This is a genomic window from Massilia sp. R2A-15 (genome assembly GCF_030704305.1).
Classification (GTDB): domain Bacteria; phylum Pseudomonadota; class Gammaproteobacteria; order Burkholderiales; family Burkholderiaceae_D; genus JAFCUW01.
Genome location: NZ_CP131935.1, coordinates 1,862,330 through 1,874,718 on the forward strand (window position 1 = coordinate 1,862,330; position 12,389 = coordinate 1,874,718).

The following is a 12,389-nucleotide window of genomic DNA, read 5'->3' on the forward strand; positions in this document are numbered from 1 at the left end:
AAATCGCGGCGGCGGGGAATATTTGTGCCCGAATTCGGGTTCTGACTGTTAGATCCGCCCCATATGCCCGACCCAATTATGGCATGGAAGCGGCCTCCATTATTGAACCTGAGCCTGATGAGGCGCGGAGCACATCATGATCGATCGAAGGAATTTTCTGAAATTGGGCGTCGTCGGCGGCGGGGCAGTCTTCATGTCGGGCTTGTTCCAGACGGTGGCAGCAACGCCCAGAGACGACTTCTTTTTCGTGCAGCTGTCCGATTCGCACTGGGGCTACAAAGGCCCTGCCAATCCCGACGCAGCGCACACATTGCATCAGGCCGTGGCGCAGGTCAACGGGCTTGAAGTGCGTCCGGACTTTATCGTCTTCACCGGTGATCTGACGCACACCACGGACGATCCCGTGGAGCGGCGCCGCCGCATGACGCAGTTCAAGGAAATCGTCGCGGCCCTGAACGTCAAGCAGGTGCACTTTCTGCCTGGCGAACACGACGCTTCGCTCGACCAGGGAGCGGCTTTCCAGGAGTTGTTCGGGCCCACGCATTACAGCTTCGATCACAAAGGTGTGCACTTTATCGCCCTCGACAATGTGTCCGACCCGGGCGCGCGCGTCGGCGAGCCGCAGCTGGCGTGGCTGAAGTCCGACCTGGCCACCCAGCGCCCGGATGCCCGCATCGTCGTCCTGACCCATCGCCCGCTGTTCGACCTGGAGCCGAAGTGGGATTGGGCGACGCGTGACGGCGAGCAGGCGATCGCCTTGTTGATGCCTTATCCGAACGTGACGGTGTTCTACGGTCACATTCACCAGGAGAACCACCATATGACCGGTCACATCGCGCACCATTCGGCCAAGTCACTGATCTTTCCCTTGCCGGCGCCCGGCTCGCAGGAAAAACGCACGCCACTGCCATGGGATCCGACCATGCCCAACAAGGGGCTCGGGTTCCGCGAAGTCGACGCGTTGGCGAGGCCTGCTGCCTACCAAATGACTGAATTCCCGATCGGGAGGGGATAAATCATGCAAGGCTCGAGACGGCGCTTTTTGATTGAGGTCCCTTTGACATGGTGTGCTGGATTGATGCTGGCCGGTGCCGTCCATTCCGCGCCGCCGGAGGAGGCGGGAAGAGTGATCAAGATTGAGGCGCGCAAATTTCGATTCGCCCCAGACCTGATCGAACTGAAGGTGGGCGAAGCGGTCGTGCTCGAGCTGACCGCGCTCGACTTCGTGCACGGGTTCAGCATTCCGGAATGGCGGATTCGAACCGACCTTGCGATCGGCCAGCCGGTACGATTACGCCTCCGACCTGACCGGCCCGGAAGGTTCACCTTTTTATGCGATAACTTTTGCGGGAGCGGTCACGAGGAAATGAATGGCAGCATCGTGGTCGCGCCGTGAGGACAATCAAAAAAAAAGGCCGCGTTGATCGACGCGGCCAATAAGAACACCCTTCTTGGAAAACAGCTTGATTATCACCGCTTTCTGTTGCGCGATGCATTACAGAACGGTTAGCAATACCCGATTCGGAAGTCTCCCATTAAAACGCGTACTGCATGCCCGCGCTCAGCGCCTTGATGGTCTGGCCCGGAATATTGTCGCCAGCATCATTGCGCGGCGACGCGATGGCTGTTCCGTGGCCACCGGCACCGAGGGCGTAGTGTGCGCCCGCACCCTGCTTGAGCAGCGCCCCGGTCATATACAGCGCGGTCTGCTTGTCGTAGTGATACTTCATGCCGACGGCGTACATATTGGCCTTGTCGTCGGCAGCGCCGAAGTCGGGACCGCCGGGAGTCTGCCCGGCGTGGGCCCAGGCGGCCATCAGATCGAGGCCATTTCCCAGGTCCTGAACATCGCTGAGGTAATAGCCGCTGCGCGCGCGCTCGTTCAGGCCCGGCGCCACGCCGCCATTGCGGTAGAACTTTTCGTAGACAGCCGAAAGCCGGTTGCCGCGCGCATGGAACGAGACAGCCGCCTTCGCCGCGCTTTCGTTTGACACCACACCGCCATTGTCGGAACTGCGGTCGACCGCCTGATGGCGTTCATAGCTTAGCGTCAGCAGCAGCGGACCTTGCTCGTAGGCGCCGGCGATGCTGTAGGCGTTGGTGAAGGCGCCATCGTTGCACAGCGTCGATCCCGGATCGGGCAACGAACCCGAACTGCCCGGCGTGGCGCCCGAGCAGACCTTTTCCCCCTGCGCGAATGCGTACTTGTCCGAGTCCGCAAGGTTGGCGTATTTCTGGCCCGGCGAATACAGAGCATTGATCGAAAAACCGCTCCATTTCGGCGAGTCGTAGAAAATTGCATGCGGAATGCGCGCGTCGAATTCGGCGCGCAGGTCGCCACCAGTGTTGCCCATGATGGTGTTGTAGTCGCCAATGCTGGAGGCAAACGGATCCATCATCGCGGTGGCGCGCTTATACGGCGTATCGGTCTTGCCGAGCATGATCTTACCGAACGAGCCGGCCAGGCCAACATAGGAATTGCGCGATCCCAGCCCGCTGGTCTCGGTCGGTGTGCCAGACACGTTGACCAGCGTCTCGACCTGCGCGATGGCCTTCAGGCCGCTGCCGCCAAGGTCTTTCTCAGCGCGCACACCGAGGTAGGACAGGTTGCTCGAGACCTGGTTCAGGTGCTCCTTGCCGTTCGAGGTCGCATCCGCGGAGAGGTCGGCGAAGCCGTACAGGGTGACGCTGGCGCCGCCGACATGGGCGGTCAGCGGCTCCGCTGCCGCGCCACTTGGTGCCGGCGCGGGAGCAGGGGCGGGCGTTGCGGCGACGGTGTTGAGCTTATTTTGCAGCGCGACCATTTGCTGCTGCAGCGCCGCCATCTGTTGCTGCAGCGTGGCGACTTCGTCCGACGTAGCGGCGCTGGCGGATGCCGCCATGCCGAACATCGCCGAAACCAAAACCGCGATAGATGTCATCTTCATTGTTGTCTCATCCTGTTATGTGATCGCCGAACTTTTTTCGATGTGCGCGGCCTCGGCCGGTATCCGCAACGCGATCATAGATGGGCCGAACGCGCGTTTTCTTGACCCAAGTTAGGTTCTCCTGAAAAGGCAATTACAAATGCGCAATGCGATGGCAAGACTGAGGAAAGCCCGTGGTTGAGAGCTCCCTGCAACAAGCGGGGAATCAGTGGCGCGGCAGCCGTATGCGCGCTGACAGCCCTGATGCGGTATCTTCAAGTCGCAATTCGCCGCCGTGCACGGTCGCAATCGCATGCACAATCGACAGTCCCAGGCCGTTGCCGGGAATGGCGCGGCTCTTGTCGAGCCGATAGAAACGCTGGACCACCTTGGCGTGCTCGCCGGCAGGTATGCCCGGGCCCTTATCGCGCAAAGTGATCGATGCGTCGGTCGCGTGCAGGGCGGTGCTGACGGTGACCGTCGCGCCGGCGCCGGCGTGCTTGATCGCGTTGTCGATCAGGCTGGCGATCGCCGTGGCGACCAGGTTTCGGTCGGCGAGCACCGGCACCGGCGGCCCCGGTCCGGCGTGCAGTCGCACATCCGCCATTTGAGCGCTGGCATCGAACATGTCGGCCATGTCGAAGGCGACGCGTTGCAAATCGATCGGTTCGGCCGAATGGATGCCGACGCCGGATTCGACTTCGGCGATTTGCAGCAGGCGCTCGAACAGCCGAATCAGGTCGTCGATATCGTCGATGGCGCCGAGCGCAGCGCCGCCGAGCACCTCGACCGACGCCTCGTTACGCAGCGCATCGTCCAGCTTGCCCCGGATGCGCGTTAGCGGTGTGCGCGGGTCAGGGCGATCGCGTTCGACACATTGCGAATGCCTTCCATCAGCTGGCCGATGCGGTCGAGCATGGTGTTGATGTCGCGATTGAGCAAGCCGAACTCGTCGCTGCCCTAGATCGGCACACGGCGCTGCAGATCGCCCGCGCCGATGTCGTTCGCGGCGCGCCGGATATCGCCGATGCGCCGCGCCACCTGGCGCCGGCATAGCAGCGCGCCGAGCACCGTGGACACCAGCGAAAGCGCGGCGCCCTCTGCGAGCGAACGCCACATCATGCGGCCGATCGCGCTGCGCTCGTCGAGATCGTAGCCAATCACGAGCGTTTCGGCGCGCGGCAAGCGCTGGTGCAGAATCCGCGCGTGCGATGGCGCGCCGTTGCGCACCCGGTCGCGGGTCTGGTTGCCGTGGCGTCACTCTCGAGTCCACGCCATTTCTCGAAGTTGGCTGCCAGGCGCTGGCCGCCGCCGTCCAGCAGCAGATAGATTTCCCGGTCGCTGTCAATGCCATCGTTTCACTGGCGCCGGATTTTCTCGGCCAGTTCGTCTGGCGTCTCGCTGGCGAAGCGCTGGGATGGCGTGAGCAGCTTCTCGTCGATGTTCTTGTGCAGAACACCGACCGTACCGAAATAGAACACACTGGACACGGCGACCATCGCTACGATCCCCTGGAGACCGTAGCTGATGACGAGGCGGGCGGCGACCGAACCGGGCAGCTTAAGCATCGACCGGAACGGAGCCTGCAGCGAGGCGGTAGCCACCGCCGCGAACGGTGTGAATCAGCTTTCGGCCGAAGTCCTTGTCGAGCTTGGTGCGCAGCCGGCTGATCTGCACGTCGATCACATTAGTTTGCAGTTCGAAGTGATATTCCCGCACGCCTTCGAGCAGCATGGTGCGCGTCACTACTTGACCCGCATTGCGCATTAATAACTCGAGCTGACGAAATTCGCGCAGTTGCAGCGTGTTCGCCTTGCCGGCGCGCGCCACCCGCATCGTATTCACGTCGATCGCCAGGTCCGCGACCTGCAGGCGCGTGCTTTGCCGTGCCGCTCCAACGCGGCGCAACAGTTTCGATCCGGGCCAGCAGCTCGGAAAAGCCGAACGGCTTTGTCAGGTAGTCGTCCCGCGCCGCCACGCAGTCCATTCACACGCACATCGGTGCTGGCCGGCGCGCTGAGGACGATGATCGGCGTGCGCTTGCCTGTGCGCGCAGCTGGCCGATGAGGGTGAGGCCATCGATCGATCCAGCCAGCATGCGGTCGACAACGATGACGTCCCGGGTTTCGTCCAATGCGTGCTGCAAGCCAATTTCACCGGCGTAGCAGCGGACGGGCGAAATGCCAGCCTCTTGCAGGCCTTTGCAGATATAGCGTGAGGTTTCGACTTCATCCTCAATGACTAGGCATTACATGGTGTTGATTGCTTTCGTTGGAGCGTGCGATACAAGATCGGTGACGGTGCGGATTGCGCCTGTAGAAATGGTAGCGGAGGGATCCTTCCGCCATGTGGAGGAGTGATTGCGACTTGATAATAGCGCTCAAGCGAGGCCAGGGCGTATCGTTCAGCTCGCCTTAGCCGGGACGTTTCAATTCGGTGCTCATCTGGATAAACAGCCGGTCGTCTTTTTTGACCCAGAAATGGCAGTTGTAAAATCCGCGGCAATATTTCACCGCGACTTCCGTCTCCGAGACGTTCATGTAAAAGCTTTTGCCGCGCAGGTAGAGGCGTGGATCGCGCGTCTGGAACGCGTAGCTCCAGCCATCCGGGTTGGCCGCGAGCCAGCGATTCGCGGCTTCCCGCATCGAATCGGCCGCGGCGAGGCTGCGCTCCTGTCCTGCATGCCCGTTCTGGAACACGGTCAGGCGCACTGGTTCGGATGCAGGCAAGCGAAAATTGAATGTGCAGCCGGCAAGCGACATCGTGAACAGAGTTATTCCGGCAATTTTGATCGATGATGCGATAGGCAAATATTCTCTCCTGCACGCGGAGTGCGATGATGTCTCAGTGAGCGCGATCATACCGCATGCCATCGCGACGCAAAGCGCCGGATGATAGCAGTCCAAGATGTCCGCTTGTTCTCCGAATCGTTGCGATTGCGTAATTTTGATGAGGGCTCGGCGCAGTCGTCTTGTCATAAGATAGATCGACCGTAACGCAAGCGAACAACACGCTTTGATCCCAGTCTGTGGAGACTGATCGGCGCAGTAGTAGCATGAAGCATTGTTTGGACCAGAAGCCGAAAGGTGCGCAACCGAAGGAGAGACGCTGTGAAAGCGCTACTGATTGGTTTATCGCTGCTGGTGATCAGCACATCGAGCCGGGCCGGTGAGGAGGCTGACTGCGTGGCCGCGGCCGGCGCCTATCGCACCGGCGTCGTCGTCCAGGGACCGAGGTTCGCGCACGGTCAGTTCCGCAAAGGGATCGAACTCTCGCACACGCACCTGTCGCTGCTGGCCGACCAGGATGGCAAAACCTATGACGTAGCGATCGATAATGTGTTCGCCGCCGGTTTCGATCCCCGGGTTGCTGCGGTGCCGGCGCCGATCAATTCGATTCGCTTGAACGACAAGGTCGAGGTGTGCGGCGCGCTCTACACGAAGGGCTTTGGGCTTCACTGGGTGCATGTGAACTGCGGCGGCACGCCATCGGCGTCGCATCCGAACGGGTGGCTCAAGCTGATCGATCGCAACGGCGGCGCGGGCGCGAACCTGGAAGGAAGCGTGACTTACTGCTCGGTATTTGGCGCGGCGCCCGCAGCTGAAAAATGAGAACGTTTTTCTATGGTTTATAAATGTCCACCGGCAGCAGCATCACCTGCGCCGTGCTGCGATTTTCCCAGCCATGAGAGACGTCATGGGTGGCAATGACGACGTCGCCAGCTTTGTGCGGGATTTCCACGCCATTGCGTACTTCGATTACCGTGCCCTGGAGGATGTATTCGAGCGTGGGCCGGCCCGCGTGGTTATGGACAGGGAGGTGGCCGCCTGGTTCCATGGTCGCGAGGCGCGCGCGAAGCTGGCGGCCGGCGATGTCGTTGATTTGGCCGTTGAGGTCGATGTTGCCCAGCACTTTGGTCGTCACGCCTCGAGGAATGTCAGGCGAACCATTCTGCGCGAACAGAAGGCCGGCAAAGCAGGTGGCGCAGCTGAGCACCGAAATGGCGATGATTGTGCGACGCGCGTGGTGAGGATGCGGCATGGTCTTCTCCTTGTCAAACGGCAGGCGCCCCGATTCAGCCGCCCAAAGCGTGCAGCAAGTTGGCCCCGTTTGGGCTGCCCAAGCCAGTGCACGCGTCCCAGCCGGGCTTCGCTTCATAGGCGCCGATATTTCCCGTCGTGATGTCGCGAAAGGACGCCTTGCTGACCGCCGCGTCGTACAACAAGGGATTGAGAAATCCCACGGGTTTTCCCAGCTTCTGATTCATCAGCGCGATCAGTCCGGCCCACAGAGGAGCGACCGCGCTGGTGCCGCCGAACACGTATTCATGTCCATCGACCCGCACCATGTAGCCGGTGACCGGGTCGGCGTCCGCCGCCACATCGGGCACGCCGCGTCCAACCCGTCCGCCGGGATTGGCCGACGCCGGCACACCGGCCGCAGCCTGGTAGGCGGGCAGCGGGAAAAAGTCGCTGACGCCGCCGCCGCCGGCGCTGCGCAGCGGATCGTCGTTCCAGACGGTCTCGACCCCGGCGGCGGTCAGGCGCGTCCCGCCGCAGCACAGTACGGCCGGGCTGGAGCCGGGAAAGTCGGCATGCGCCAGGCCGTCTGGCTGCGTGTGGTCCGGGTTCTCATCGCCCGAGCCGGCGTCGCCAGCGGCGCAGCAAATCGTCACGCCCAGTGCCGCCGCCGTCTGGAAGGCCTGGTCGAACGATTGCATCGCCTGGGCCGTCCAGTTCTTCTCTGGATTGCCCCAGCTGATCGAGATCACCGATGGCTTGTTGACCGTATCGTGGATCGCCATCGTGATGGCATCGAGGAAGCCCTTGTCCGTGTTCGGCGCAAAGTACACGGCAATCAAGGCTTTCGGCGCGATGGCCGCCGCCACTTCGATGTCGAGCATGACTTCGCCGTCGGCGCTGTTGGCGTTGGTGGGACGGTTTTTGGCGCCATCGACGGAAATGGTTTTGACTTGCGGTACCGGCAGGTTCATCCGCCTGAAATAGGCCTTGATGTCGGCCGAGCGGTAGCCTCCGCCGAGCTCGATGATGCCAATGCACTGGCCCGCGCCGTCCAGGCCCGTCGGAAAGTTGTAGAGCTTTGCCAGCTCGGGCGGCGTGAAGGAACTGGCCGCGGCGCCAGCGCGCATGACTGCCGGCGCCGCGAGCACCTGGAAATGGGGAATGGCGGTCGGCGTGTCGCCAATGCCGAACACGCCTTCGACGATGTCGGCCAGGTCGGCCGGCAAGGTGATCGGCTTGGTGCGGCGCCGCGACACCCCCGAATCGAGCTCGACCTGCTCGACCTCGGTGTCGAATGCGTCCACGAACTGCTGCGCGGTACCTGACAGGAACACGCTGCGGCGGGCCACGCTGGTATCGACCACCACCAGCCCGGCCTGCTGCGCGAAGGCGACGACTTTGGCGATATCGGCCGGATCGGCGCCGTGGGTGGCGGCATACTCCTCCCGCGTCATATAGCTTCGCGCTTGCACGGTGGCGGCGATCGACGCATGGGCCGCGGGAAGCGGCGCCTTGCGACGCAGGCGCACGGTCACCTCGAAACGTTCGTCGGCGGACACGGGGCTTTGGGCGTGTACCCGGGCGACTGCAGCAGGGGCGCTGCCGGAAAGTAGGGTGCGGTTGGGAATGACGGCCATGATCGACACCTCAAGTTCACATTTAAGCGGGACGGTTCAATGACCTTAACGCTTGAACCGACAGTGCCAGCATAAACCCGCGCGCTGGCTCCTCATCATTACGTTTTCATCATCATTGGCTGCTGATAAAGAAATTGGTGACGCCGGCGATGGCATCGGCGTCGTAGGTGGCCGACGCGCCGTCGGGCAGCAACTCAACACGGTCGGTTGCCGGCAGCGGAATCGAATTCAGGTCGACCGGGTTGTTGCCCAGCCCGTGGTTGGAGACGCGCCGTCCGTTGAGCAGCACCAGGGTGTAGTTCGAGCCCAGTCCGCGCAGATTGGCGGTGGAGGGCGCCCGGTCGAGCCGCCGTTGTTTGCCAGCACCGAAGCGCCGAAATTCGCAGGAACCAGGGCGACCAGGTCCTGCGCCGTGGTGGCGCCGGTATGCACGATGTCTTCATGCTTGAGCGTGGTGATCGGCAGCGCGGTTTCCGACGCGGCGCGCCGGATGCTCGAGCCGGTAATTTCTACAGGGGGAATTACCGGCGGACTGCTCCGGCGTAGTCCCACGTCGCTAACGCGCTAGAAAAATGGTATATACAAGTTCAGGCGCGGCGCGTTAAATATACTTCCGACGTGACTGCCAAACATTAAACATTCTTCCCAGGGTACGCCGTGTGCATCGGTCCATTACCACTCGATTACACACTGTTTGTTTTGCGCCACGGAATGTGGAATCGGCGCCGGGAGGAGGTACGATTGTCTTGACGATGCGGCCATGGGAATCGAATGGAGACCATCAGAAAAATTCGCGCCTCGCACTGCTTGCCCATCGCTGTTGTTGGCGCATCGCGCGGCGCGCGCCTTGTTCGATGGTCGGCGCGTGGCAACGGCCTGATCGCGTTTGCAGCGCTCGTCGCCTGCTATCTGCTGCCGGGCATGATCGGCCACGATCCCTGGAAGCAGGACGAAACCTACATAGCCGATATTGTTCGCAACATGCTCGATTCCGGCGACTGGATGGTGCCGACGATGGCCGGCGCGCCTTTCATGGAAAAGCCTCCGCTGTTTTATTGGGTGGCTGCGCTTTGCGTGCGGATGTCCTCGCCTTTCCTGGCGCCGCACGACGCGGCCCGTCTTGCGACGACCCTGTTCCTGGTCGGCACCTGTATCGCGACAGCGATTGCCGTCCGCGCGTGCTGGGACGGCAGGCATGCGAAAGTCGGCGTGCTGGTGCTGTTGTCCTGCCTCGGACTGGAGCGGTACGCCCACCTCATGCTGACTGATTTTGCGATGCTGTTCGGCTTTGGCGTCGCTATCTGTGGCCTGCTGCGCTCCGCACGGTATGGTCAGCACGCGGGACTGATCCTCGGCACTGGCGCCGGGATCGCATTCATGGGGAAAGGGCTGCTCGGCCCCGGCGTCCTCGCATGCAGCGCGCTCATGCTGCCGCTGCTGTTCGTTCAGTGGCGCCGGCGCAGCTACCTGCGCGAGCTTTGGATGGGCTGCCTGGCCGCGCTGCCGTGGCTGACGATCTGGCCCATGCTGTTGCTCGGCCGCTCGCCCGAACTGCTGAAGGAATGGATATGGGCCAATAACATCGGCAGGTTCCTTGGATTTTCGGTGGCCGAACTCGGCGCTGCGCACCCTCCGTGGTTCTGGATAGAGAACCTTCCCTGGATTGCATTGCCTGGCTGGCCGCTGGCGCTGCTCACGCTGTGGCGAAGGCGCGGCGGTGCGATGAACGACCCGGCGATTCAGCTCGCGTTGACGCTGTGCGCGGTCCTGCTGCTCGTGCTCGGATGTTCCGCTTCGGCCCGCGACAACTACGCTTTGCCTATCCTGTTGCCGTTGGCGCTGCTCGCCGCGCCCGCCGCCGAGTCCTTGCCAAGCACGCTGGATCGATGGTGGGCGTGCGGCGCCTGCGCCTTGTTCGGAACAATGACAATCGCGGTCTGGACTGGCTGGACGTCGATGATGGCGACTGGAAGTGTGCCGGATTGGCCGATCGTTGCGAACTACCTGCCTTCGCAGTTTCATCCGGTGTTCGATGCATGGCGATTTGCCGCGGCGCTGGCGGCGACGGCGATACCGCTATGGCTCGCAGCGAGCGCGCGGGTTTTCAGGGGGTATGGGCTACGCTGCTGGTTTGTCGGTTTGTCCGTCACCTGGGCGTCCTTTGCCATCTTGTGGGGGCCATGGATCGACGCCGCCAAGAGCTATCGCAGCGTGTTCGAATCCGTGCGCGAAGCTTTGCCGCCGGGCGTGAAGTGCCTGTCGCAATCGGGCCTGGGTGAAAGCGAGCTTGCGATGCTCCATTATTATCTCGGCATGACGGCAACGCGCGCCTCTTCGCGGCATTGTGGCGCGCTGCTGGTCGAGGGGCCCGCCACGCGAACGCCATCGGTGGAAGCGGGCGGCGCCCAAAGGCTGGTCTGGTCGGGCGCCCGGCCGGGCGATGAGGACGAGCGGTTTTGGCTGATTGTGGAGAGGCGAACAAAACCCGTTGGTGATCTGACGACACGCAGATAGGCGCGCGCGTCCTCCATCAGGGCAAAGGCTCGGTGTCCTTGAAGGACTTCCAGAGAGCCAAGTCGTAGGCGATTTTCAGGCAGCCGCACGCCACCAGGGGAGCGGCGAGCAAGCCGGCAGCGAAAAGGCCGGCGCCAATAACGGGGCGGCGGACGCCATGCTCCTGGGGACGGGGTGAAGCTGGCGGCTGCCGCGCGCTCGGCTGGCGTCACCACCGACATGACGAAGGCGCTGCGCGCCCGCACGTCCATCGACGACAGCGGCGCTCGGACGACCAGCAGCCCCAAGGCAGGCCAGATGGTGGGAGCGAAGGCGGCGCCGATCAGGCAGAGGCTCGCCGGGATGTGCGTGAAGACCATTGTGTTCACCAGGCCGATCCTGCGCGCGAGCGGCGGCGCCGCAAGCTGCGACGCGGCGGCGCAGACCCCGGACCAGAAAAAGAATTGGCCGGCAGACGCCACCGACATGTCGAACCGCTTGAACAGCCAGAGCGCCAGCAGTGCGTTGACGACGAGGCCTCCGGCGAACGAGTCGGCTGAGAAGAGGGCGGCCAGGCGGACGACAGTAGGGCTCGACCGGCCGAGCGGAGTTCGTGGCTGAGGCGCCGCTTCATGGGGGACGGAAAGCGATGGGAAAGCATCCACACCCCGCAGCCGTCCAGGCCATACAGCCCGAAGATGCAGCGTAAGCCATCGACCGCGGAGAGACCGGTTGCGGCCGAAATGTGGGATGGCAGCGCCGCTGCCAAGGCGCCCAGCGCGGACGAAAGCGACCCCAGGAGGCTGTATCGGGCGAATAGGGAAGTGCGCGCGTCGCCGTCGGCGCATTCGGCCAGGCGCGCATGCTCAAGCGGCAGGAATACGCTCGTGTCGCCCGAGCTGGGGTTCAGTGTTACGACGAAGGCGATCGCCAACAGCGGCCAGAACGTCGACGCCATGCTGAATGCGAAGCCGGTGGCTGCCATGAGCGCGGCGGCGCCCAGAATCAGGCGGTGATGGTGCACGCGGTGCCCCCACGCTCCGACGGCCAATGTTGCGCACGCCGACCCGAGCAGCGTGGCCGTCGCCAGCACTCCCACTTCCCACGGCCCCAAGCTCAGGGCAAGCAGGTACGCCGGCAGCAAGACAGCGACATAGCCGTCCGCGAAGGCTCGGAGCGCACGCGCGACCAGAAGCGACAGGGCGGTTGCATGAACGCCTGGCGGGAGAAGCAAGCTGCCCAACATCAGCGCCAGGCCTGGATGCGGTCAGATCGCAAGGGTGAATTATTAAGAATTGGCATAGTTATCAATTTACCGGTCTGGCGAAGGA

Annotated in this window: 13 protein-coding genes and 1 pseudogene; 4 read left to right on the forward strand and 10 right to left on the reverse strand. The window is 62.9% G+C overall.

Annotated elements, in window-relative coordinates; genetic code table 11:
* Nucleotides 1-136: 136 nt before the first annotated feature.
* The gene (locus tag Q4S45_RS08510; protein ID WP_305510937.1) at nucleotides 137-1,015 is read left to right on the forward strand and encodes a metallophosphoesterase; all 879 of its coding nucleotides are present in this window, start codon (nucleotides 137-139) and stop codon (nucleotides 1,013-1,015) included.
* A gap of 3 nt (nucleotides 1,016-1,018) precedes the next feature.
* Nucleotides 1,019-1,396, forward strand: a complete 378-nt coding sequence (locus Q4S45_RS08515; RefSeq protein WP_305510939.1) for a cupredoxin domain-containing protein — start codon at nucleotides 1,019-1,021, stop codon at nucleotides 1,394-1,396.
* A gap of 139 nt (nucleotides 1,397-1,535) precedes the next feature.
* Here the strand turns inward: Q4S45_RS08515 and Q4S45_RS08520 are convergent, their stop codons facing one another.
* The 6 genes from Q4S45_RS08520 to Q4S45_RS08545 all read right to left on the reverse strand — a co-directional run bounded on the left by Q4S45_RS08520 (nucleotide 1,536) and on the right by Q4S45_RS08545 (nucleotide 5,767).
* Nucleotides 1,536-2,927, reverse strand: coding sequence for a porin (locus Q4S45_RS08520; RefSeq protein ID WP_305510941.1), 1,392 nt, complete (start codon nucleotides 2,925-2,927; stop codon nucleotides 1,536-1,538).
* 205 nt (nucleotides 2,928-3,132) lie between these two features.
* Nucleotides 3,133-3,690 (reverse strand): sensor histidine kinase KdpD, encoded by a 558-nt coding sequence (locus tag Q4S45_RS08525; protein WP_305510942.1) that lies wholly within the window; start codon nucleotides 3,688-3,690, stop codon nucleotides 3,133-3,135.
* A 176-nt stretch (nucleotides 3,691-3,866) separates the two neighbouring features.
* Nucleotides 3,867-4,070 (reverse strand): hypothetical protein, encoded by a 204-nt coding sequence (locus tag Q4S45_RS08530; protein WP_305510944.1) that lies wholly within the window; start codon nucleotides 4,068-4,070, stop codon nucleotides 3,867-3,869.
* A gap of 194 nt (nucleotides 4,071-4,264) precedes the next feature.
* On the reverse strand, nucleotides 4,265-4,474 hold the full coding sequence (locus Q4S45_RS08535; protein ID WP_305510946.1) for a hypothetical protein: 210 nt from the start codon (nucleotides 4,472-4,474) through the stop codon (nucleotides 4,265-4,267).
* Nucleotides 4,467-4,814 carry a winged helix-turn-helix domain-containing protein gene (locus Q4S45_RS23180; protein WP_308633173.1) on the reverse strand — a complete coding sequence of 116 codons (348 nt, stop codon included), beginning with the start codon at nucleotides 4,812-4,814 and terminating at the stop codon, nucleotides 4,467-4,469. Before Q4S45_RS23180 ends, Q4S45_RS08535 begins: the two co-directional genes overlap by 8 nt.
* Before the next feature lie 506 nt (nucleotides 4,815-5,320).
* Nucleotides 5,321-5,767, reverse strand: a complete 447-nt coding sequence (locus Q4S45_RS08545) for a hypothetical protein (RefSeq protein ID WP_305510948.1) — start codon at nucleotides 5,765-5,767, stop codon at nucleotides 5,321-5,323.
* A 249-nt stretch (nucleotides 5,768-6,016) separates the two neighbouring features.
* Between Q4S45_RS08545 and Q4S45_RS08550 the strand changes: the two genes are divergently transcribed.
* Nucleotides 6,017-6,517 (forward strand): hypothetical protein, encoded by a 501-nt coding sequence (locus Q4S45_RS08550; RefSeq protein ID WP_305510949.1) that lies wholly within the window; start codon nucleotides 6,017-6,019, stop codon nucleotides 6,515-6,517.
* Between the two features lie 10 nt (nucleotides 6,518-6,527).
* Here the strand turns inward: Q4S45_RS08550 and Q4S45_RS08555 are convergent, their stop codons facing one another.
* The 3 genes from Q4S45_RS08555 to Q4S45_RS08565 form a co-directional block, all read right to left on the reverse strand.
* Nucleotides 6,528-6,947, reverse strand: a complete 420-nt coding sequence (locus tag Q4S45_RS08555; RefSeq protein WP_305510950.1) for a cupin domain-containing protein — start codon at nucleotides 6,945-6,947, stop codon at nucleotides 6,528-6,530.
* A 34-nt stretch (nucleotides 6,948-6,981) separates the two neighbouring features.
* Nucleotides 6,982-8,565 (reverse strand): protease pro-enzyme activation domain-containing protein, encoded by a 1,584-nt coding sequence (locus Q4S45_RS08560; RefSeq protein ID WP_305510952.1) that lies wholly within the window; start codon nucleotides 8,563-8,565, stop codon nucleotides 6,982-6,984.
* A gap of 112 nt (nucleotides 8,566-8,677) precedes the next feature.
* The gene (locus Q4S45_RS08565; protein WP_305510954.1) at nucleotides 8,678-8,854 is read right to left on the reverse strand and encodes a TonB-dependent receptor plug domain-containing protein; all 177 of its coding nucleotides are present in this window, start codon (nucleotides 8,852-8,854) and stop codon (nucleotides 8,678-8,680) included.
* Nucleotides 8,855-9,336: 482 nt separating this feature from the next.
* Here Q4S45_RS08565 and Q4S45_RS08570 point away from each other — a divergent pair, with 482 nt between their 5' ends.
* Complete coding sequence (locus tag Q4S45_RS08570) at nucleotides 9,337-11,079, forward strand: glycosyltransferase family 39 protein (protein WP_305510956.1); 1,743 nt, start codon at nucleotides 9,337-9,339, stop codon at nucleotides 11,077-11,079.
* A gap of 16 nt (nucleotides 11,080-11,095) precedes the next feature.
* Here the strand turns inward: Q4S45_RS08570 and Q4S45_RS08575 are convergent.
* A pseudogene (locus Q4S45_RS08575) lies at nucleotides 11,096-12,304 on the reverse strand (MFS transporter).
* Nucleotides 12,305-12,389: the final 85 nt, after the last annotated feature.